The sequence below is a fragment of the Bacillus sp. V59.32b genome, assembly GCF_003429085.1.
In the GTDB taxonomy this organism is placed as follows: domain Bacteria; phylum Bacillota; class Bacilli; order Bacillales; family DSM-1321; genus Peribacillus.
The window spans coordinates 22,920-45,021 of sequence record NZ_QVTC01000052.1; the positions used below are offsets into that span (position 1 = coordinate 22,920).

24 protein-coding genes are annotated in these 22,102 nt (G+C 41.5%); 15 read left to right on the forward strand and 9 right to left on the reverse strand.

The window, feature by feature from the left end; all coding sequences use genetic code 11:
* Positions 1–773 precede the first annotated feature (773 nt).
* Both D0463_RS12395 and pepF read left to right on the forward strand, forming a co-directional pair.
* Positions 774–1,985, forward strand: coding sequence for a competence protein CoiA (locus tag D0463_RS12395; RefSeq protein ID WP_160118422.1), 1,212 nt, complete (start codon positions 774–776; stop codon positions 1,983–1,985).
* Positions 1,986–2,064: 79 nt separating this feature from the next.
* On the forward strand, positions 2,065–3,882 hold the full coding sequence (gene pepF / locus D0463_RS12400) for an oligoendopeptidase F (RefSeq protein WP_117307711.1): 1,818 nt from the start codon (positions 2,065–2,067) through the stop codon (positions 3,880–3,882).
* Between the two features lie 459 nt (positions 3,883–4,341).
* On the opposite strand, the gene D0463_RS12405 is transcribed toward pepF, so the two are convergent.
* From D0463_RS12405 to D0463_RS12420, 4 genes are all read right to left on the reverse strand, one after another.
* Entirely contained in the window at positions 4,342–5,238 is an 897-nt protein-coding gene (locus tag D0463_RS12405) for a ClpXP adapter SpxH family protein (RefSeq protein WP_117307712.1), read from the reverse strand.
* On the reverse strand, positions 5,235–5,639 hold the full coding sequence (locus D0463_RS12410) for a globin domain-containing protein (RefSeq protein WP_117307713.1): 405 nt from the start codon (positions 5,637–5,639) through the stop codon (positions 5,235–5,237). The genes D0463_RS12405 and D0463_RS12410 overlap by 4 nt, the downstream gene beginning before the upstream one ends.
* 244 nt (positions 5,640–5,883) lie before the next feature.
* A complete protein-coding gene (locus tag D0463_RS12415) occupies positions 5,884–6,561 on the reverse strand; it encodes a lytic transglycosylase domain-containing protein (RefSeq protein WP_254052789.1) in 678 nt (225 codons plus the stop codon).
* Positions 6,562–6,604: 43 nt separating this feature from the next.
* Positions 6,605–7,183, reverse strand: a complete 579-nt coding sequence (locus tag D0463_RS12420; RefSeq protein WP_117307714.1) for a CYTH domain-containing protein — start codon at positions 7,181–7,183, stop codon at positions 6,605–6,607.
* Between the two features lie 141 nt (positions 7,184–7,324).
* Between D0463_RS12420 and D0463_RS12425 the strand changes: the two genes are divergently transcribed.
* From D0463_RS12425 to D0463_RS12440, 4 genes are all read left to right on the forward strand, one after another.
* Positions 7,325–7,693, forward strand: a complete 369-nt coding sequence (locus D0463_RS12425) for a UPF0738 family protein (protein WP_117307715.1) — start codon at positions 7,325–7,327, stop codon at positions 7,691–7,693.
* Between the two features lie 172 nt (positions 7,694–7,865).
* Positions 7,866–8,507 (forward strand): GTP diphosphokinase, encoded by a 642-nt coding sequence (gene yjbM, locus D0463_RS12430; RefSeq protein WP_117307716.1) that lies wholly within the window; start codon positions 7,866–7,868, stop codon positions 8,505–8,507.
* A 334-nt stretch (positions 8,508–8,841) separates the two neighbouring features.
* Positions 8,842–9,636, forward strand: coding sequence for an NAD kinase (locus tag D0463_RS12435; protein WP_117307717.1), 795 nt, complete (start codon positions 8,842–8,844; stop codon positions 9,634–9,636).
* 18 nt (positions 9,637–9,654) lie between these two features.
* A complete protein-coding gene (locus D0463_RS12440; RefSeq protein ID WP_254052790.1) occupies positions 9,655–10,569 on the forward strand; it encodes an RluA family pseudouridine synthase in 915 nt (304 codons plus the stop codon).
* 82 nt (positions 10,570–10,651) lie between these two features.
* Here the strand turns inward: D0463_RS12440 and prpE are convergent, their stop codons facing one another.
* Positions 10,652–11,395, reverse strand: coding sequence for a bis(5'-nucleosyl)-tetraphosphatase PrpE (prpE, locus tag D0463_RS12445; RefSeq protein ID WP_117307718.1), 744 nt, complete (start codon positions 11,393–11,395; stop codon positions 10,652–10,654).
* A gap of 194 nt (positions 11,396–11,589) precedes the next feature.
* Here prpE and mgtE point away from each other — a divergent pair, with 194 nt between their 5' ends.
* Positions 11,590–12,951 carry a magnesium transporter gene (mgtE, locus tag D0463_RS12450; RefSeq protein ID WP_117307719.1) on the forward strand — a complete coding sequence of 454 codons (1,362 nt, stop codon included), beginning with the start codon at positions 11,590–11,592 and terminating at the stop codon, positions 12,949–12,951.
* A 133-nt stretch (positions 12,952–13,084) separates the two neighbouring features.
* Here mgtE and D0463_RS12455 read toward each other — a convergent pair whose 3' ends face one another.
* The gene (locus tag D0463_RS12455) at positions 13,085–13,867 is read right to left on the reverse strand and encodes a YhfC family intramembrane metalloprotease (RefSeq protein WP_117307720.1); all 783 of its coding nucleotides are present in this window, start codon (positions 13,865–13,867) and stop codon (positions 13,085–13,087) included.
* 304 nt (positions 13,868–14,171) lie between these two features.
* Here D0463_RS12455 and fabI point away from each other — a divergent pair, with 304 nt between their 5' ends.
* The 7 genes from fabI to spoVIF all read left to right on the forward strand — a co-directional run bounded on the left by fabI (position 14,172) and on the right by spoVIF (position 18,201).
* Positions 14,172–14,942: an enoyl-ACP reductase FabI gene (gene fabI, locus D0463_RS12460; RefSeq protein ID WP_117307721.1), complete on the forward strand. Its 771-nt coding sequence runs from the start codon at positions 14,172–14,174 to the stop codon at positions 14,940–14,942.
* Positions 14,943–15,137: 195 nt separating this feature from the next.
* On the forward strand, positions 15,138–15,698 hold the full coding sequence (locus D0463_RS12465; protein ID WP_117307722.1) for a hypothetical protein: 561 nt from the start codon (positions 15,138–15,140) through the stop codon (positions 15,696–15,698).
* Positions 15,699–15,756: 58 nt separating this feature from the next.
* On the forward strand, positions 15,757–16,119 hold the full coding sequence (locus D0463_RS12470; RefSeq protein WP_117307723.1) for a DUF1360 domain-containing protein: 363 nt from the start codon (positions 15,757–15,759) through the stop codon (positions 16,117–16,119).
* Positions 16,120–16,641: 522 nt separating this feature from the next.
* On the forward strand, positions 16,642–17,133 hold the full coding sequence (locus D0463_RS12475) for a YhcN/YlaJ family sporulation lipoprotein (protein WP_117307724.1): 492 nt from the start codon (positions 16,642–16,644) through the stop codon (positions 17,131–17,133).
* A gap of 81 nt (positions 17,134–17,214) precedes the next feature.
* The gene (gene spoVAE / locus D0463_RS12480) at positions 17,215–17,571 is read left to right on the forward strand and encodes a stage V sporulation protein AE (RefSeq protein WP_117307725.1); all 357 of its coding nucleotides are present in this window, start codon (positions 17,215–17,217) and stop codon (positions 17,569–17,571) included.
* A gap of 108 nt (positions 17,572–17,679) precedes the next feature.
* Positions 17,680–17,808, forward strand: coding sequence for a YjcZ family sporulation protein (locus D0463_RS12485; RefSeq protein ID WP_117307726.1), 129 nt, complete (start codon positions 17,680–17,682; stop codon positions 17,806–17,808).
* 135 nt (positions 17,809–17,943) lie between these two features.
* Positions 17,944–18,201 carry a sporulation-specific transcription regulator SpoVIF gene (gene spoVIF, locus D0463_RS12490; protein ID WP_117307727.1) on the forward strand — a complete coding sequence of 86 codons (258 nt, stop codon included), beginning with the start codon at positions 17,944–17,946 and terminating at the stop codon, positions 18,199–18,201.
* Positions 18,202–18,355: 154 nt separating this feature from the next.
* Here the strand turns inward: spoVIF and D0463_RS12495 are convergent, their stop codons facing one another.
* Entirely contained in the window at positions 18,356–20,617 is a 2,262-nt protein-coding gene (locus D0463_RS12495; RefSeq protein WP_117307728.1) for an ATP-dependent helicase, read from the reverse strand.
* A 165-nt stretch (positions 20,618–20,782) separates the two neighbouring features.
* On the opposite strand from D0463_RS12495, the gene D0463_RS12500 reads away from it, so the two are divergent.
* Positions 20,783–21,094 (forward strand): hypothetical protein, encoded by a 312-nt coding sequence (locus D0463_RS12500; RefSeq protein ID WP_117307729.1) that lies wholly within the window; start codon positions 20,783–20,785, stop codon positions 21,092–21,094.
* Positions 21,095–21,126: 32 nt separating this feature from the next.
* Here D0463_RS12500 and D0463_RS12505 read toward each other — a convergent pair whose 3' ends face one another.
* Positions 21,127–21,612, reverse strand: coding sequence for a spore coat protein (locus D0463_RS12505; protein ID WP_117307730.1), 486 nt, complete (start codon positions 21,610–21,612; stop codon positions 21,127–21,129).
* A gap of 69 nt (positions 21,613–21,681) precedes the next feature.
* Positions 21,682–22,008, reverse strand: a complete 327-nt coding sequence (locus tag D0463_RS12510; RefSeq protein WP_117307731.1) for a hypothetical protein — start codon at positions 22,006–22,008, stop codon at positions 21,682–21,684.
* Positions 22,009–22,102: the final 94 nt, after the last annotated feature.

Here is a 22,102-nt window from a genome sequence, read left to right on the forward strand (position 1 = left end):
AATTTGAGTAATCGACCACAAACCAGAATAGTCGAGCAGAAATTCGATCATTGACATAAATTCAGATCATCGAGCACAAATCGGGATCATCGAGCACAAATTCAGATGATCGAGCACAAATCCAGATCATCGAGCACAAATTCAAATCATCGAGCACAAATAGGGATGATCGAGCAGAAATCCGGATGATCGAGCACAAATCGGGAGCAACGAGCACAAATTCAGATTATCGAGCAGAAATGGAGATGATCGAGCACAAATTCAGATGATCGAGCAGAAATCTGGATGATCGAGCAGAAATGTAGATGATCGAGCACAAATTCAGATCATCGAGCACAAAGTCAGATTATCGAGCACAATCAGATGATTGAGCACAAATTCAGATCATCGAGCACAAAGTCAGATTATCGAGCACAATCAGATGATTGAGCACAAATCCGGATGATCGAGCACAAATCCGGATGATCGAGCACAAATCGGGAGCAACGAGCACAAATTCAGATTATCGAGCACAAATTCAGATTATCGAGCACAAATTCAGATCATCGAGCACAAATCCGGATGATCGAGCACAAATAAAAATAATCGCGCACAAATCGACTTTAAAGGGCATTTCCATCCCCAAAATGGCCGGATCTACATACTTACAGCGAATCTATTGCATAAATTTGTTCTCCATCTTTAACATCACAAGTCTAGCGAGTTTTCTTAATGATTTAGAAGGAATTAAAGCGGACCGACTAGAATGTATACAGATAGAAAGGGGGCAAGCGATGCTGACTGCAAAAAATAAGAGTGGTGCCTATGTAACACTGCATAATACCAGCACGAAAGAAAAGTTGTTGAAAATGAAACAGGGGGACAGCTTCTACTGTCCTTGCTGCGAGCACGAAGTCATCATAAAATCCGGAAAGATAAAAATCCCCCATTTTGCCCACATCCGCAATAACTCCTGCCATGCATCCTCTGAGCCTGAATCCGATTATCATCTTTTAGGAAAAACAAAGCTATACCTGTGGCTGAAATCGAAAAAGTATCATGCTTTCCTGGAAGCATATATTCCCGAAATTCGGCAAAGAGCTGACATCCTCGTTATTATAAATTCACAGAAGTATGCCATCGAATTTCAGTGCTCCGCCATTCCTGAAGAGGATTTTATCTCCAGAACAAATTCCTATCGTGCTCAGGGCATCATCCCCATTTGGATTCTTGCCGACCGAAATATCAAAAAGATAAAACCGAATGAGTTTTCGTTGCGTAATTTTGATTGGTTCTTTCTCACAGGCGGAATGGACTCGCCTTCAATCATTACTTACTGTCCGTATAAAGATCAACTTACAAAGCTTGAGAAGATCCTCCCTTTTTCTCCCCGAACCGTTTTTGCTAATCAATGTCATGAGACACTTTCCTCTGCCTCTTTCCCATCCTTTTTTCATGCTTCATCACGGCAGCTGCCTTATCTCCGCCAGTGGCGGGAGAAAAGAAAGTCATGGTCTTTCCAAAGCGTAAGAACAGCAAAGGTAACTGATCCTTTCTTCCAATTTCTTTATGTAAATCAAATTTCTCCGGCTACCCTTCCGCCCGAAGTCGGAATACCTGTTGCCGGAATCCATTTGATTCACACAGCGGCCGTTCAGTGGCAAGCTTATGTTTTTATTGATATGCTTTTTCGAAAAGAAGCTGGCCAAAGCCTGTCCATGGATGAATGTATCCGCTCTTTCAAAAATCGAATAAAAAGCGGAGATATCCGCTTAAGAAAACTGCCGCTGCTTGATTCCAAAGAATACCTGCAACCGTTGATAAGCTATGTGTCATTTTTCAAAAAAACAGGGTATATAGAAGAGTATAAAACCGGATACTTTAAAGTAATGAAAAAAGTTAGGGTCGCTAAGACATATGACCAATGGCTGGAATGGGAGAAAAATTTTTATTACAGGCACCAAAAGCTGCTACAGGCGGACAATAATGGTAAAATAGCATTTTGAAGTCATAAAACAGCAGGATTTTTTTGAAAAACACAGAAATAGATTAGGATAGAACTTTTTGAAATGGAGGATTTCGTTTATGGCACAGGACACAGAAATAAAAAAGCTTCCGGCTAGAGATGAAATAACGGTTGACGATACATGGAGACTGGAAGATATTTTTGCTACCGAAGAGGAATGGGAGAGTGAATGGAAAGGGATCAAGCAGGACCTGGCAAAAGCCGAATCGTTTAAAGGCACGCTAGGTGAAAGTGCTGATAAATTGTTTACCGCACTTCAGTTCCAGGATGAAGTTTTTGAAAGGCTTGGCAGAGTTTATACCTATTCCCACATGCGTTATGATCAGGATACGACAAACTCCTTTTATCAAGGCATGGACGACCGCGCCAAAAACCTATATTCCCAAGCAGCCAGTGCGTTTTCGTTTGTGGTTCCAGAATTGCTTGGCGTTGATGAAAGCAGGGTACAGCAATTCCTGCAGGAGAAAGAAGAACTTAAGCTTTATGAACACGCATTAGAGGAAATTAACAAACAAAGGCCGCACGTGCTAACGGCTGAGCAGGAAGCATTGCTGGCGCAAGCATCCGAGGTGTTGGGTGCCTCCAGCAATACGTTCGGGATGTTGAATAACGCCGACCTTGTATTTCCAACTATAAAGGATGAAGACGGCAATGAAGTGGAGATCACGCATGGTCGTTATATTCGCTTTCTTGAAAGTGAAGACCGCAGGGTTCGGGAAGAAGCGTTCAAAGGTGTATACGCCACTTACGGGCAGTTTAAAAACACATTTGCGAGCACCCTTTCTGGAGCTGTCAAGAACCATAATTTTAACGCGAGCATACGTAAATATGAGTCAGCGCGCCATGCGGCATTAAGCAATAATAATATCCCGGAGAGCGTTTATGATAATTTAGTGAATACAGTGAATGAAAATCTCCATTTGCTTCATCGCTATGTGGATTTAAGAAAGAAAGTGCTCGGGCTTGAAGAACTTCACATGTATGACCTTTATACTCCATTGGTAAAGGAAGTAAAGATGGAAGTGCCCTACGGCGAGGCGAAAGAGTATCTTTTAAAAGGCTTGGCACCGCTCGGAGAGGAGTATTTGGATGTCTTAAAAGAAGGCTTCGAAAACCGCTGGGTTGACGTTCAAGAGAATAAAGGAAAACGCAGCGGTGCTTATTCATCCGGCGCCTACGGAACAAACCCGTATATATTAATGAACTGGCAAAGTAACGTTAATAACTTGTTTACCCTGGCACATGAATTCGGACACTCTGTCCATAGCTATTATACAAGAAAAACACAGCCTTACCCATACGGCAACTATTCTATTTTTGTCGCAGAGGTTGCTTCTACATGCAACGAAAATCTGCTTAATGATTACTTGCTAAAAACGATCGATGATGAAAAGAAGCGGATTTATTTGTTGAACCATTACTTAGAAGGATTCAGGGGAACTCTATTCCGCCAGACGATGTTTGCGGAATTTGAACATCTCATCCATGAAAAATCGCAAAAAGGTGAAGCACTAACCGCTGATATGCTCACCAAAGAGTATTATGAGTTAAATAAGAAGTATTTCGGAAGCAATATTGTCATTGATGAGGAAGTTGGTTTGGAATGGTCTAGAATTCCGCATTTCTACTACAATTACTATGTATATCAATACGCAACCGGAATCTCTGCGGCTACAGCATTAAGTAAACAGATTCTCGAAGAAGGACAGCCGGCAGTCGATCGCTATATTGAGTTCTTGAAGTCGGGAAGCTCCGATTATCCGATTGAAGTATTGAAAAAAGCCGGAGTGGACATGACAGAAGCTGATCCGATTAGGGAAGCGCTTAAAGTATTTGATGAAAAGCTAACGGAATTGGAAACATTATTACAGCAGTAAATCGAAAAAAAGCTGCGGAACCTTTTATCGGTTAAAAACCTTTAAAACGGTTCCGCTGATTAAAAAGATTAAAAAAATAGAATAAAGTAAAAAGCAGAAGAGGCGAGCTAATATAGATAGGGATGATTTTCATTAATCCAAGCAGTTGGAGAAATAGCATCCCAGCTAAAAATAACAAAGATAAGACAAACTTTGCTATCATTAGGGCATTCCCTCCTGTACAGGTTTTTATTCTATATATATGAGTAAAGACAAACCATATTCAAAGAATATGACAATATTGTGAAAAAAAGCACAAACCCCTTGAAAGATCGAAGGGATATTTGCTATATTACAAGTGAAGTTGTTCACATACAAACATATACCCCCTTTGTTTAACGTGAAAAATTTCCCCATCCCCTTTGTTCGTATGAATGAAAAAGCCTTGCAAACTGTTGATTTGCAAGGCTTTTTCTATATTTAGACTTCATTAGTCCCGGTGTACTTCCAAAATGTTCCGTGCTTAGCGGGAATCATTTGAACGGTTTGCTTTAATAAGAGCTTTTTCATTTCCCGTTCCACTTCATTTTTAGACATATTATAAACGACTTCGATTTCTCTCGTAGCGATAACTTTGAAGGATTGGACAAAAGATTCTAGGGATGGAGGACTTTTTGGATCGGGAAGACCGTTTAACATATCATCAAGGATATTTACATATACGTCATAAGGGTAAAAACCTGAAATTTTGATTCCTTCTTCTTCGATATTCTGATTGAAGAAGACTAGGGTCGGAATCTCGCTAACATCCATCTCGGAGGTGATTTTTAAATCACATTGAAAGCCTTTAGCAGCACTTTCAGACGTGATATCATTCATAAATTCATCAACATCGAGACCGACTTCACGGGCGCATTCCGTCAGGTTACTCATACTGGTAATGTCTTGCTTTTCGAGAAATAATAACTCCTGAAGCTTTCTTAGAAAGAGAATCGCAAGTTTACGTCCCTGCAGTTCCGCCGCCTTTATCGCTATAGAGGCGCTGTACGGGGAAGCGATTGGGTTTTCCATCCACAAGCTCCCGTCACAGGACATTCCTGATCTGGAGGCCGTCCTTTCCCAAGCTTGAGCAATATTTTCAAAGTTTTTGTTTTTTCCTCTGTTAAGAGAGGCCAGTTTACCGCTTAACACATGCTTTAAACTGAACAATTGGCCATATTCAATTTGTAATTTTTTTATGATAGGTTCTAAAGCCCAGCATTCAGGACACAAGGGATCGATAAATACGTAAATTTCAATGGGCTTTTTACAAGCGCCATGGTGGGATTGAGACTTTATCCAATCTGTAATGTTGAAAACCGGTTTTTGAGAACTCACATGCCTTCTCCTTTCCAGTCTTTTTCAGGTGTATTGATCATGTGCTGCGCTGTCAGGTATAGACGGTGATAGAAAAATTCCCTAATTTCTCCTTCCATCCCGACTTCGTCCATCGCTTCTCTCATGCACGATAGCCATGCATCGGCCCGGCTGGGTGTTACCTCAAAAGGGATATGGCGTGCTCTTAACATCGGGTGACCGTGTTCATTCGTATATAATTGAGGACCGCCAAGATACTGGGTCATAAATTGTTTTTGCTTTCTGGCGGTTTCTGTTAAATCATCCGGAAAAATCGGTATAAGCTCCGGGTGTTTGCTTACATTGGAGTAAAAGACATCGATAAGCTTATGCAGGCGCCCTTCTCCAATTGCGTCATATGGCGTAGGGTTTCCATCTTTCATGCTGATTACTCCTTTAGTTATATTATGCTTATTTTATCAATCGCCTTCCGATTTCTCAAATCTAACGCTTGTTAACGATAAGAATGAAGGAGCAGAAGCTTATAACTAAAGGTTTCGACTGTATGTAAGCGATTTCAATTCCTTTTTTTAAAAAGGCTGCCTCTTTTTAATGAACCTACCGGATTGCATGGTACGGTTGCTCCTGAGAAAGAAAATCCTCCCGACCTGAGACAGCCATTTTATATTAACTATAATACGTATCCGTAACTTTTCTTACATAATTTTGAGTTTCTTTAAACGGTGGTATTCCCCCGTGTTTATCCACGTTTCCGGGACCGGCATTATAAGCGGCAAGTGCAAGGCTTATGTTCCCATCATAGCGATCCAGCATCTGTCGGAGATATTTGCTTCCACCCATGACATTTTCAAACGGATCCAGTATATTCTTTACGCCGAGACCTCTCGCGGTTGAAGGCATTAATTGCATTAATCCCGTAGCACCGGCGTGGCTCATTGCATCAGGATTAAAGTTGGATTCCTGCTTGATCACTGATTTAATGAGTTTCTCAGGCAGATTATACAATTCCGCCGCCTTTTTAATGATATCTTCAAAACCTGCTGAAGAAGAGGCAGATAAGGTTGCGGGCGCCTGAGCAGGAGTAAAGCTTAAGGAAGATGGAACATCGGTCATGCTTTTAATCGGCATGCTATCAAACAGATTGCCAAGAGTATTTTTATTGGTGAGAATATCGACAAGTCCCCCGAGGGTTTGGGAAATGGAATGATCCCCGTCTTGGCCGATAGCCGCAACCAGCATTTCCTGAAAAAGGTTTTCGGGCTGTTGCTCGATAGGATTTTGTGTACCGGTTAATCCTTGCAAAGCCTGGAGATCCATCATCATTTTTACATCCTGTAATTTCAAATTAATATTCACCTCAAAAAAATAGTTTGAATGTTTGTCTAAATTACTTGTTTATCATTGCATTATACAGTCTTCTAATTTTATTTTCGGTTGTTCTGGCGGGAATGTTAAGGTTTTTAAGCAAATTTATAAAAATATTCTGGCCTTCCGTCTTGTTCGTTACTTCATATTCTACTTCATAATCTTCTTCATTTAAATAAGTGCTGTGGTCAAGAACAAGCAATCCGCCTTGATATTGGAGTTCTGCCCGGTTTGTTTGAAGCGTCCCAAAATATTGAATGTTCTTGGGGGATATGCCCATCGTTTCAATGAGCTTGGCAATGCCGCTTTCCGGTAACGAAGTTCCTTTTAAGATGCTATCTGCCTGTTTCTTTGTCAGCTCCAGATTCGTTTCAAGTAAGCCGTCTTTTGCCGGCTGCTTAAGTGTTAATTCATATCTCTCGTTTTTTTCACGAATTCTTAAAGCTGATTTTTGATCCTTTAGTTCAAAAAGCGGTGTATCAAAATAGTGATTTAGCTGGGTTGTAAAATCTGTTTCGGCAACATTGAAATGTTCCATCAGCTTGTCAAATTCATTCCTATATAATAAATTTTTAAATTCAATCTCGATGTGTTGATCCACAGGAAATCATCCTTTCCTTAAATCTTCGATTCGTTCATTTTATTCATTATGTCCCGAATGCATCTAAACAGCAAACTTGAATTTTTAGGAATCATACCTGGAATGTGATAAAATGAAGTCGTGAAATTGGGAGGTTGAATTATGAAAGAGAGAATTACGATCAATGAAGCCGACATCATCAATAACGAACTGGTGCTAAAAACGGGTGACTCCATTGATTTATCCAAACTGACACCAAAAGAACAGTTGTTGGTTGATTCCGACGGTATTGCTTTTATATACATCACGGAAAATCATGATGATTATACATATATTTCATTGCCTGAAATCATCTGGCCTGCACTAAAGGAAGCCTGGTCAAGGAAATTACCGGCCGTAGTTACCTCGGATAATAAGAAGCTTGAATTGACAGAGATATTTGAAGAACTTGCTTATTTAATCGACAATATTCAGGGGAACGGGAATTATGGGGAAGAATTTGTTTCAAAAGTAGAACAGACTTTTCTTTAAATGAGAGTATAACTTTTTCAACTTTGAAAGATGTCTAGATGCGACGTACAGGATGTGATCTTTGCGCCGACGTCCTTACAGGAAGTGGCGGACATAGTCGTTCTTCCTTAATTACGGCGCTTGCGCTTTTCTAAGTTGAAAACTGAAAAGCTTTGGGGACAGGGGTGCAGCCATGGAACATTGGGATGATTTTTTGGCTCCTTATAAACAGGCTATTGAGGAGTTGAAGCTAAAATTAAAGGGGATGAGAACTCAATTCGAGCGTGAGCAAATACATTCGCCGATTGAGTTTGTCACTGGAAGAGTAAAGCCGATTGTCAGCATTCTGGATAAAGCCGTTCAAAAGAATATCGCCTTGGATAACTTAGGTGCAGAGATGCAGGATATTGCCGGTATTCGGATGATGTGCCAGTTTGTCGATGATATCAGGAGAGTAGTAGAGCTGTTGCGTGCGAGAAATGATTTTGAAATAGTCGAGGAAAGAGATTATATTTCCCACAAAAAAGCAAGTGGTTATCGATCTTATCATATGGTGATCCGCTATCCAGTTCAGACCATCCATGGTGAAAAGAAAATTCTTGTAGAAATACAGATTCGGACATTGGCGATGAATTTCTGGGCAACAATTGAGCATTCTTTAAACTATAAATACAAAGGGGACTTTCCTGAAGACATTCAAATCCGCCTCAAAAGGGCAGCAGAAGCAGCTTTTTTACTTGATGAAGAAATGTCGCAAATTCGATTGGAAATTCAGGAAGCGCAGCGGATTTTTTCAAGAAAGAAAGAAACATTTGGAAAATCTGAACGGAAATAGGCTTCCGAACCATGGATGTATTATCCAAAATCAGATTTTATTATCCAAACTCAGGATTTATTATCCGAACTCAGGTTACATGTTCAGCCGATTCAAAAAATCATGATAATGAATCCAATAAGACGGCCGGGGCAAAGCAGACTATAAATTATTAAGCCATCATAGCATTTTCTTATTTTAAATAGCCCCGCCTCCTTTTCAATTGACTATGGTATATGTCTCTGTTGATTCACATAAGCTGAGATTCCCATCAAATCAAGATTCGAACAAATGACTAATACTGCTTTTCTAATATAGTATCCGCTAAAAAAATCTAGTAAACAGGGTGAGATCAATGAAATTTGCGATAACCTCAAAGGGAGACGCCAAATCGAATACGCTTATGCACAAAATGCGCACATATCTTCAGGATTTTAAACTGGAGTATGATGAAAACCAGCCGGATATCGTTGTATCAATAGGTGGAGACGGGACTTTATTATATGCGTTCCACCGTTATAAAAACCGTCTGGATAAAACGGCTTTTGTCGGTGTTCATACGGGTCACCTTGGTTTTTACGCAGATTGGACACCGGGGGAAATAGAAAAACTCGTCATCGCCCTGGCTAAAACACCGTTTCAGGTCGTGGAATATCCTCTTTTGGAAGTGATTGTCCGATATCAACATGGAGGAAGAGAGTCCAGATTCCTTGCCTTAAATGAATCGACCGTAAAAAGTGTGGATAGTACCCTTGTCATGGACGTTGAGATACGCGGTCAGCATTTCGAAACCTTCCGCGGAGATGGCCTTTGTATCTCAACTCCATCCGGAAGTACGGCATACAATAAAGCATTGGGCGGTGCTATTATCCATCCTTCCTTTGATGCGATCCAGCTTGCTGAAATGGCTTCGATCAACAATCGGGTTTTCCGTACAGTGGGATCGCCGTTATTACTGCCGGGACACCATACGTGCATGCTGAGACCAGTAAATAACGTAAACTTCCAAATAACGATAGATCATTTGTCACTGCTGCATGAAGATGTTAAGTCGATGCAGTTTCGGGTTGCGGATGAAAAAATTCGTTTTGCCAGATTCCGGCCGTTTCCTTTTTGGAAAAGGGTCCATGATTCTTTCATTTCAGGTTAAGGAGTTACCGATGCCCACATGTCAAACAGGAACCTTCAAAAACCTTTCCGGCTTGAATGGATGACCGTAAATAACGATGACGGCAAGCTTCTGAGAACTTTCCTTGCTGAACAACATATTTCGAAACGGACATTGAAAGCGATCAAATTCGACGGTGGAAAAATAAAAGTGAATGAAAAAGAGGTAACCGTCCGGCATCTTCTTACTGCCGGAGACAAAATTGAGGTTATCTTCCCACCGGAAGAAGCAAACAGTCGGCTTATTGCTGAAAATATCCCCCTCCAGATTAAATATGAAGATGACTATGTTCTTGTAGCAGTCAAACCGGCTCACATGAATACGATCCCTTCCAGAGAACATCCGGCAGGCAGCCTTGCCAACGCGCTGGCCGGTTATTATAAGAAAAGAAAGTTGTCATCTACCATCCATATCGTAACAAGGCTTGACCGCGACACTTCAGGCCTTGTTTTAATTGCTAAGCATCGACATGTGCACCACCTCTTAAGTGAACAGCAGAAGCAGGGCTTGGTGAAGCGGCGATATACAGCAGTTGTAGAAGGCATTCTTAAAGAAGAGAATGGGAAAATAGATGAGCCGATTGGCCGAAGACCCACGAGCATTATTGAACGGGAGGTCAGGGCTGACGGCCAATATGCTTGTACGCTTTTTGAGGTAATCGCCAGATTAAAAGGGTATACCCATATTGAGCTTCAGTTATTGACCGGACGTACGCATCAAATCCGGGTCCACTTATCACATTATGGTTTCCCGCTTGCGGGCGATGATCTATATGGAGGGGGCAGGAAAGATATGGCTAGACAGGCCTTGCATTGCAGCAGTGTAACGTTCTTTCATCCTTTTTTAAACAGGACCCTTACATTTGAAGAACAACTCCCGGCTGATATGCTTAAGCTCATTAATCAATCGCAGTAGCCCGGTCTGCTGCATACAATTAAGTAAGTTTATAGAAAAATATCTTTTTTAAAAGTGTAGGACACGTTGTGCTTACAAAGTTTTAATCGAAAGTGGAGCGAAACTTTTCAGGAATATAAGGCATGGCTGAAGGTACATCTATCAGTTCCATTTCCGGATAGCGTAAGGCGGTTAATTTACCGCCAAACACACAGCCAGTATCGATGTTGTATGTATGGTTCACTCTACGCGCTTCCTTAACCGGGGTGTGTCCATAGACGATCCATGCATCACCCGTATATTCCCCGGCCCAGTCAAGCCTAACCGGGGTTCCGTCTGGGTGTTTAGCTCCGGTGATGTCTCCATATAGAACAAAAGTCTGTATCTTATTGTTGTTCTTACCGATGTAGTCAGCTCGAATGCCTGCATGGGCGATGATTAACTTTCCATCGTCGGCCATCTGATAAAGCGGAGACTGTTCGTAGAGGTCGAGAAACTTTTTTCTTATTTTCTTTTGTTCACGGACGGGCAGGGCTTCATATTCGGCAACAGTCGTTTCAAGCCCGTGTTTGATTTGCACCTTGTTTCCCTGGAAATACCGGTACAGTTTATTGCAGTGGTTGCCTGGTGAATAAAGGGCTAGCTTTTGGATAATAACGAGCTCATATACCGTGTCAACCACTTTAAGGGAATCCGGCCCCCTGTCGGTCAGATCTCCGACAAATGCGAGGATCCTCCCCGTGGGATGAACCGGTATACCGCTATCCCAGGAGTAGCCGAGTTTTTCTGTCAATTCCTTGAATTCCCCGAAACAGCCGTGAATGTCACCAATGATATCTATCTGCATTTTTAACACCCTCTGAGTAGTTTCTTTAAAAATGGAGCTAATAGTATAATACCCTGAAGGGGAAATTAAATAACAATAAGGAACGGAATTGCACCCCAGCTGCTAACTTCAAGATGTTTTGCATACGTCCTTTTGGTACAAATAATAATAGTTCAACGCTGCTTGAGATTTTGCGCGGGAGGAGGTACGGAAAAATGTCGGATTCCTTGGAAAATATAAATACAGGTTTACTAATCCGAGCCTTAGAGGATGGGGACATAGATTCCTTCCGAAATGAATTTATGGAGTTGCACGCTTACGACCAGGCACAGTTTTACACAAGCCTTGAGGATGATCTCCGTTCGAAGGTTTACCTTTATCTATCGCCGGAAGAAATGGCAGATCTCTTTGAAAATATTGAAATTGAAGAAGAAGAATATGAAAACCTGCTTGCGGAAATGGCACCTGCTTATGTGGCTGAAATGCTTTCTCATATGTATGCCGATGATGCGGTGGATGTTTTAAATGAGCTGGATAAGGAACAGGCTGTCAGCTACTTGACGATCATGGATGACGAAGCTGCCCAGGAAATCAAAGAGCTTTTAAGCTATGAAGAATATACGGCCGGAAGCATCATGACCACGGAATTTATCGCGATTTCCGCCAACCAAACCGTCCGTTCGGCGATGTATATCCTCAAAAAAGAAGCGCCGCAGGCTGAAACGATTTATTATGTGTATGTGATCGATGATGACCGTAAGCTTTTAGGTGTCATTTCGCTTCGTGATTTAATTATCGCCGATGATGAAACGATGATTTCCGAAATTATGTTTGACCGTATCGTGGCCGTATCGGTAACGGAGGATCAAGAAGAAGTGGCGAGAAAAATGAGGGATTATAATTTTCTGGCTGTACCGGTAGTTGATTTCCAAGAGCATCTGGTGGGGATCATTACGGTCGATGACATTATGGATGTTATGGAGGAAGAGGCCTCTGATGATTATTCAAAGCTTGCGGGTATCTCAGATTTGGATCGGGTGGATAAAAATCCCTTTGCCGCAGCAAAAAAACGGCTGCCCTGGCTTGTGATTCTATTGTTTCTGGGAATGATGACCGCCAGTTTGATCGGCAGATTCGAGGAGACATTGAGCCAAAAAGCCATACTGGCCGTTTTTATTCCCTTGATTGCAGGCATGGCGGGGAATACCGGGACACAGGCACTGGCCGTCGCCGTTCGGGGAATCGCAACTGGTGACCTTGAGGAAGCAAGCAAGTGGAAACTCATTATGAGGGAAGCGGGGACTGGCTTAATCACAGGGACAATCTGCGGAACGCTGGTGATCTTCATCGTTTTCTTCTGGCAGCATGACTGGGTACTTGGATTTTTGGTAGGCGCCTCGATTTTTGCCACTCTAATCGTTGCCACTATCGCCGGATCTCTTGTACCGCTTCTTATGCATAAAATGAAAGTCGATCCTGCTGTGGCATCCGGACCATTCATCACGACTATCAACGATATTATTAGTATTTTAATCTATTTTGGCATGGCAACCTTGTTCATGAGCTATCTGTCGTAGTGTCAAAGTAAATCGCCGAGTGGTAAGCCTCAAAAGGTGGGGAATAGGTGTTGCACTTACGCTAGGAAAGCAACTATCTCCCAAAACAAGAACCTGCAGCTTGGAGTGGCTGCAGGTTCTTGTTGGATTCGGCTTATACAGGGTTTGAAAATAACTTTCTAGACTTCCGGATCCACATTATTGCTCCAACGGCAATAAATACGTAAAAGATTTCGATTATGAAAATGTTCGTAATCACATCCTTTTGGTATAGAGCTGCAGGGAAGTTTAGCAGGGCGTGAATTCCAATTGCATATAGGAGATAGACTTTCTTATTCTCCTTAACTGCATATAAGACAAGCAGGGAAAGAGCAATCTGGAAAGCGATAGCTGAAATCCTCTCGATTCCGCCGAGCAAGTACAGGTAGGAAGGTTCACTAATTAATTGCTGCTTTACCGGCTGCAATGCGTCTTTCGTCTGCTGATTAATGAGCAGCTTATCGAATGTGCCATTATTGATCATGAAGGCATAAGCTAGCATGGTAATATTGGTGATTCCTACAATCATCACTGACTCCAGACCGCCGTGGCCAAGTCCGAAGGCCAAACCATCCTTACATTCCCGATATTTTTTCAATAGGAAAGAAAACATGAGGAAGCGCCCAGTCTCTTCAAAAATTCCTGCCATTAACCCTCCATAGAGCATATAAGCCCAAGGATTTTCCAACAGCGAACTGGCCGGGCCGTTATTAAACACCACAAAAGGGACTAAACCCTCTAAAACTTGAACGAATAAAAAGAAAGTTAACGCACCGACAAGTAAAACTTTTAATGAAATTTTATATTTTTTCTTGAAATAGACAGTCAGCACAATTGGAATAATGATTGCAATGGCAATACTGATGATAAGGGATATCATACTCTCCGTTTTGACCATTTTTTCACCTCCTGATTAATTTGAAAGATTCTAATGGATCTGGCTTTCAAAGAGAGAATTTCTTTGGTTAAAGCGAGTAATGATTTTTAGCAGAATCGCATTGCCGAGAAACAAGCCGGCTCCGATTAAGAATAATACAGTCGAGGCTTTTATGTAAGATTATTCCAATAGAATGATTTTAAAACAGAATCATTGTTTTAACAATATGTTGTTTCGAAAAATGTTTTATTCGTCTCGATTGTTTGATATACTCTAATTAGTACTAGGTGCTAATAACTTGTATTAAACAGGAGGCATATAAGCCATGACTCTCTCTTTAGATGGAAAAACGTATGTTGTAATGGGTGTTGCCAATAAACGAAGCATTGCCTGGGGAATCGCTCGTTCCTTGCACGAGGCCGGTGCAAAATTGATTTTTACATATGCAGGTGAACGGCTTGAAAAAAACGTGAGGGAACTGGCTGAATCTCTAGGGGCTTCATCGCTGGTATTGCCTTGTGATGTGACAGATGATGAAGATATTAATAAGTGCTTTACTGCAATCAAGGAAGAAGTCGGTACCATCCACGGCATAGCTCATTGCATTGCTTTCGCCAATAAGGAAGAACTTGAGGGGGATTATATGAATACAACCCGTGACGGTTTCTTGCTTGCCCACAACATTAGTTCCTATTCATTGACTGCGGTGGCAAAGACTGCAAAGGAATTGATGTCCGAGGGCGGCAGTATCGTCACATTGACGTATCTTGGCGGCGAGCGCGTCCTTCCGAATTATAATGTGATGGGTGTTGCAAAAGCCTCACTGGATGCGAGTGTGAGATACCTGGCAAACGACCTGGGCAAGCAGGGAATCCGGGTGAATTCCATTTCTGCCGGACCGATCCGCACCTTGTCAGCGAAAGGTGTCAGCGACTTTAATTCCATTTTGAAAAAGATTGAAGAGAATGCCCCTCTTCGCCGTACCACAACACCGGAAGAGGTTGGCGACACAGCCGTTTTTCTATTCAGCAACATGGCCCGTGGGATTACAGGAGAAAACATCCATGTTGATTCCGGTTATCATGTAATCGGTTAAAAGGTACTGTCTGATAAAAGAATACGTTATTAACTAAGCTTGTCCTATCCGGGCAAGCTTTTTTTTATGTTTTGTGCTTAAGGAAAAAGGACACATCATAAAATGATAAATTGCCCATATATATTATAGAAAGTCTGTTTATTTTTAAACTCAATGGATTTTTCGAAAATTATGTACTAAAGAGAGGAGCGTAAAATGGACGATAATACTAAACAAAAGGCTAAGCCACTTTTATATATTGTCCAACCGGAAATGCCGCCGCAGGAAGCGCCACAAATGCAGCAGGTACATCGTTCAAAGGGCCATCAAAAAAAGAGAGAAGGCGTGCCGGGTGAGGAGTCACTATTTGCGGAGCAGGATGATGAAAATGAAGAACAGCGAAAAAAAACTGACGAAGACAGCAAATTAGAGCAAGTGAAGCAGGAATACGGCGTGTATGAGGCGTTAAAGGAAATTGAGGATGAAATCGTCGCGGTTAAAAAAATAACTAAGCAAAAGGAAGAGGATTTTTCCTCATTGAATAGCAATCATATGTACAGTAACACACCCGAAGGACGGGATGCTTTGCTTTTAAAGCTGAATGAGCTTGCGCAGTACCCCGCCAACGCGCAAAAGCCACTCTGTGAAGCAGTGGTAAAAGGGAAAATCCTTAGCCTTCAAGTGCTCGATAAACATGAAGAATCTATAAAAGTAAAAGCTGGTACGGCCGTATTTGACCTTGATATTTCCGAAATACAGCATTTTAGGCTGGTATGATCCGCCTTTTATGGAAATATGCCATGGAATAAACCACACTTAGCGGAGGATAGGCGTGATGCTGGAAAACATCGATTTGACCATGATTATATTGCTCGGCCTGGCAGCATTCCGGCTGACCAGGCTTATTGTCTATGACAGAATTACGGAATTTATCAGAAGGCCGTTTTTTAAAGAGATAGAAGAAACAGTAGAAGATGGCACGGTAGAAATTTATTTTACCCCAAAGGAAGAAGGAGTCAGAGGTTGGATCGGAGAGCTTTTGAGCTGTCATTGGTGCACAGGCATTTGGGTGAGCATGCTGCTGGGAGGATTATATCTATACCAACTACCATTTAGTGATTATGTCATCATTGTTCTCGCAATAGCAGCGATTGGCTCTATCATTGAGACAATAATCAGCGGGTTGATAGGCAGTTGAAAGAACCATAGCATAAGGTGTCTTCATATACTATATAAGTTGAATTAAGCTGTCCACCAATTTATTTTTGACTCATTCATGTGAAACATGAGTTTCACATGCCTTTCAGCATAGCTGAAAGGTCGCTCCAACTGCATAAGGTAGAGGAGAAAGCGAGCTTTCTCTCGACCTTATGCAGTTGGAACTTAAATGAGCCAAAAATCAACGATATTAATTATCAACGCGCAATTCTTTAGTTCAACTTTCTTAATGGTACTAAAAGGAGGATTTGCTATGAATAAACAACAGCCGGGATATCCATACCCAAGACCCTTAGCCAAAGGCAAACCTGTTAAAGTGAAGAAAGGCTGCGGATGCCAAAAAGGCAAATGAAATCGGCTCAAAAACAGCTAAGTTTAAGAAGAGTGTGTAAACCTTATCTTTCAGAGGATAAGGTTTTTTTCTGGGAAAAATTTCATTCATAAAAAATGTACAAAGTCGAAAAATAGTAAACAGAACAAACATTAATGAGGACGTGAGAACATGCCAAAAAAAAGGCATAATACAGCCTATTATTTCCTCTTTTCCCTAACCTTTCTGTTTATGATCACAGGATGTGCAGGTAACAGAGACAATCAGAAAGAGGGTATGGCCCTTATCCAGAGGACGGATCCTCCTGCCATGGACATCAGAAGCGTTACATATCAAAAAGATGGAGTGCCGGAGAAGGTGAAAAGTGAGGTGGTCAGAATAGACGGCATTTACGATGTAGTTGCCGTTCAAAACGGCAAAGACATTCTGGTCGCTTATAAAGTGAATCATATGCACAGGTTTCAAATGAAAAAGATTGAAAAGAATGTGAATGACCGTCTGAAGAAGAAGTTTAAGGGGTATAAATTTACCGTCTCCAGTGATTATAAGATCTTTCTGGAAACAGTGAGATTAAATAACATGCTCAGAGAAAAAGATGTCCCTGAAAAGAAGGCGAAGGAAAAATTTCAAAAAATAGTGAAACTGCAAAAAGAATTAACGTAAGGTCAACAACGATTGCCTGTTTGGCAACAACGAAGAGCAGTTATTTTCGAGCAAGTCAAATCTTGAAGGGTGGAATGTAGAATGCTCCCAATGTTTTTTTGGGCGTTTGTCGTCGGAGGGATCATTTGTGTAATCGGCCAGCTGATGTTTGATGTAGCAAAGCTGACCCCGGGTCATACACTTAGTACCCTTGTAGTTATCGGAGCGATACTCGACGGTTTTGGGCTTTATGAACCGCTGATGGATTTTGCTGGAGCGGGTGCAACCGTCCCGATTACCTCTTTTGGAAATTCCCTTGTCCATGGCGCGATGCAAGAGGCAGGGAAGCATGGACTAGTGGGCGTTCTCACCGGGATGTTTGAAGTAACCAGTTCAGGTATATCTTCTGCGATTGTATTCGGCTTTATTGGAGCTTTGGTATTTAAGCCCAAAGGATAGGGATTTGTACAGTAAATTAGGTTTATTGCATGGGATGCTGCCTATACATCAGTCACTAGCCTTACATATGTTAAAGTAACCTAAGCGAAAAAGCGAGGTGAAATAAAAATGTACGGATATGGATGTAGTGGATATGGATACGAAGACGCTGGATATGATAAAGGCCACGGGTACGGTTTTGTTTTAATTGTGGTCTTGTTTATCTTGTTAATTATTGTCGGTGCGGCTTATTGCTAATCTTGAAAAACGGAATGGGTTTAACCCGTTCCGTTTTTTTATGGATATAGAAGTCCAGATGTTCATAATGTCCTCATTTCCTCACAATAAATATTCCTTTACATAGGATAGTAATACAGTGAAGGAGGGCTAAAAGTGGACAATAATTTCTTTAAAAACATGGAAGGCAAAACAGGCGTAAATATGAAGGATGTATTTGAATTGGCAAATTCGTTGCAAGGTGCAAATTTTAAAGATGAAAAGACGGTTCGCAACGTGATTAAACGTGTTTCCAGAATTGCCAATAAACCCGTCAACCAAGAAATGGAAGATAAAATCGTCAAGTCCATCGTGAAAGATGGCAATAAGCTCGATTTCAGCACGATTGCTAATATGCTTAATAAAAAGAAGTGATCAGATTGATATAAAAAGGGGCCAACAAAAAGCTCATCCAAACGTGCTTTTCGTAGGCCCTTTTTTTAGCAGATTGAAAACGATCCTGTATATAATCAATTCAACAAATCGGGCAATCAGTCTGTGAAACCCGCTGATCATCCAAAGCCCTGATTTATAGCTTTAGAAACCGTGAAGGATAAGCTGTTTTTCCTCGTCTCGTTTGCGGTACAGAAAAGTAGAGGCCGAGACTTGCGCGGGTTGCCGCTACATACAGCAGCCTCCGCTCTTCTTCTAATGGCTCAAGCTCACCCTTGCGGTAGGAATCTAAGGCGAAATCATGCGGAATGCTCCCATCGACGGTAGATAATACATACACTGTTTTGTACTCGAGTCCCTTTGAACGGTGAATCGTTGTAAGCTGAATAGCATCGGTTACGTGCTTGGAAAGCTGTTTCACTTCCTTATTCATTCCGATCATATGGTCAACGTGATCGAGAAATTCACCGATGGTTTCAAAGCGTTTAGCGGCAACCTTGATATCCCGGATGTCGTCCGAGCCCTTCTCGATATTACCTTCATTGCCCCGCTTTTTTACAAAGTCTTGATAGCCCAGATCCTTTTCAATGATTTCCAGGGCGACGGGCGGCCTGACATTCTTCAGTGATCGAATCTTTGCAGGGAGAGCCTTCAGCTTTCTCTCCTGAAAAGCATGTCCTGTTTTAATAAAGGAAAAGGCATCGATAAAATCACAATCCTGTAGAATGGTCAGTGCCTTCATCTCTTGGAGGACGCTTTGCTTTAAAAAAAGCGAGGATAACACATCGGCTGCAGCTTTTGCATTCTGCGGCTGCATACTTAAACGCAAAAAAGAAAGCATTCCTTTGACAATCCGCCGTTCATAGAAGGATTCAGCATCCTGTTCAATCACAAAAGGCAAAGAACCGGCTGCGAGTCTTTCGAATACTGCGCGTGACATAGAATGGGTTCGATAGAGAATCGCGAAATCGCCGGGTCTTGCTCCCTGGGATAATTTTTCCTTAATGTCAGTCACGATCATCGTGGCTTCCAATTCCTCATCATATGGATAAAACAAAAATGGAGGATCACTGAAATTGTGTTGAGCGCTCATCGTTTTGTCTATCCGGTTTTGATTGTTTGCAATGATCCGGTTTGCCGTAGCGACAATTTCATGTGCGGAACGGTAATTTTCCGTGAGTTTAACCACTTTTGTGCCGGGAAAATCCTTTTCAAAATCAAGAATAAAGGACGGGTTACTGCCACGGAATGAATAGATGGCCTGGTCATCATCCCCGACAACACAAATATTTTTCGAGTCAGACGAAAGGAGTTTCACTAGTTCATATTGAACGTTATTAATATCCTGGAATTCATCGACATGAATATATTGAAACCGCTGCCTGTACCTCTCCAAGATTGCTGGGCTAGATTTTAAAAATAAATAACAGCCGACAAGCATATCATCAAAGTCATACATCCTTGTTTTTTCTTTAGATTCTTCATATTTTTTGTATAAAAAAGCACATGATTTTTCCCAATCATCAACCGGTTTAATATCTTTCGGAAAAATGAGCGAGTTTTTCCATAGTCCGATTCTCTGAAGGGCCTGATCATAAGCAAATTCTTTTTCATCCAGTCCGTATTCACGTCCGGCAGCTTTTATGATTTTTTCCTTTTCCCAGTCCCACTTTATTAGAAGGTCGCGCTGCCATTTTTCCGGCTCATGAAACATCAATATTTTATAAAAGATGCTGTGGAAGGTTCCACTGACCAACTGATTTACGTCTGATACAGAGATTTTAGGATAAGACAGCAGCCTTTCTTTCATTTCTTTAGCGGCCTTCGCCGTAAACGTAACGAGCATAATGTCTTTCGGGTCGACTTTTTTCTCTGCAATCATATATGCGGTCCGTACCGTCAATACTCTTGTTTTGCCGCTCCCGGCCCCTGATAAGACGAGCAGAGGACCATCGATGCTGGTAGCAGCTGTCATTTGCTGTTTATCAAGCGTTACCCCATGTTCTTTGAGGAGTGCAAAATATGCAGCCTCGTTTGTGTATGGCATAGGAAGCTTTTCTGTGAACGATGGATTTCCCTTTATCGGTCTGCTTTTTATAAAAGGTACGTCCGAAGAAACACCGATATTTCTCTGTTTCGGAAGCCTGAAACCGGAACTTGTAGAGTTCTCCATTACTTTCTCAGATTCAAGCTGCAACACGGCTTTTTCACAGTTTGAAGAGGGAGCGGTGTGATCAAAATACGGGGGTTCATGGATGCCTAGATGTAATTTCATATGGCTCCCACAAATCGGACAAGAAAGTTCTCCGCGCCGGCCTTGTTCATATAAGGCCTGAAGCCGTTCAGCAGATACAGCTTCAAGACGGATTATCTCTTTTCCTGATTTAGCTGCATTCATTGATATGACCTCAAATTCTATTTAATATTCAAGCAGTATTCATCATACCAAAACAAATTCGAAACCAAAAGAGTCAAAAAGATGTGTTTATATAACAAAAAAATGGGTATATATCTATGTAAGAAGTTTTTTGATACATAAAGTGTAATCAAAGGGGTGAATATGATGGGATACATTCTTCCAGTGACTCAATATGAATATATTCAGTACGCAAATCGCACGGTGGGCGCAGAAAAGCAACCGGACAAGCTTGTACAAGGCGTTATGCCAATCAGACCGATTACATTTATTCAGAGCATGGATAAGGAAACAGAAAATATAGAAAAAGACGAATCGATACAGAATAGCAAGCCTTTGAACACAGCTTCCGCTTATTTTTCTGTTCCATCATGGAAAAGCAAGATCCCTGAGCATATTATCACTCAAACGACGGCCGAATTAACCGGTAAAGGCGGACATGTTAATGTAAAAATATAAAGAAAAGGACACATTCCGTGTCCTTTTCTTTTTTAGAGGATATCTAGTTCTACGATAAGAGCAAGCAATAGTTGCAGCAATAGCTGGATATTGACGGCCACTTGCGCATCCGTTGTTCTGATATCAACATCTCTGGAGTTTTCGACAATTGTTTTTTGGCGTGTGATTTGCGTAATCTTAGATGACTGAAGCAGATCCTGAGTGATTTTATCGGCTCTGTCCCCATCTGCGATTGAAATGCTGATTACTACTGCGATAGCTGCTTGAAGGGCTGCCTGTAAAGAAAGGGCCGCTTTAACGTCAGTGGAGTTGACCTCTACGTTGCAGGAATCTTTAATATAAATAAGCTCTTCGGACAATTGATACTCGGATTTTTTTTGCGTCGCATCTTGTTCGATTTCGTTGTCGTCGTCTTTGCAAAAATTGTCCATCGGGTGTTTTGAGCATGGATCCAATGCAGACCATCTACTTTCATGTCTTTCATGTCTTTCATTGCTTTTATAAACATCTTGATTCATAATGATCCTCCTTTTTAATTATTCACTTATAAAGTATGCTAGTCAGGCAACTATGTTTGGACGAATGTATCACTCCAAACGTCTATTTTTTCTTCTTTCTGCTAAGTTGAGTTTCGAAAATGCTTCTTGATCGAGGCTTTCATCTGATTCAGTATCTCTGACATTGTACATATTGGTCCCCGGGTTTACATCAGCTTCTGTTATTGTGTTTCGATTGCCCATCAGTGCTGCTGATTGCTTCTGTAGAAGTTCGATTGTGCTTCTCAATTTATCCCTTTCCTCTTCAGAAAGATTGAACTTCCCTTTACTGATGCCATGCTTTTTCAGTGTACGGGACACCATTAATTCCATTAGCCGTCTCTGGGATTCTTCCATGTCGATTTCATTATTGTTCACGTTACCCCTCCTTCATGTTTCTTATAATAGGTTATGAGACCAAAGGCGAATTGCTCATAGGACAATAGTGGAATTTTCTAGTTGCCGGAGGTGG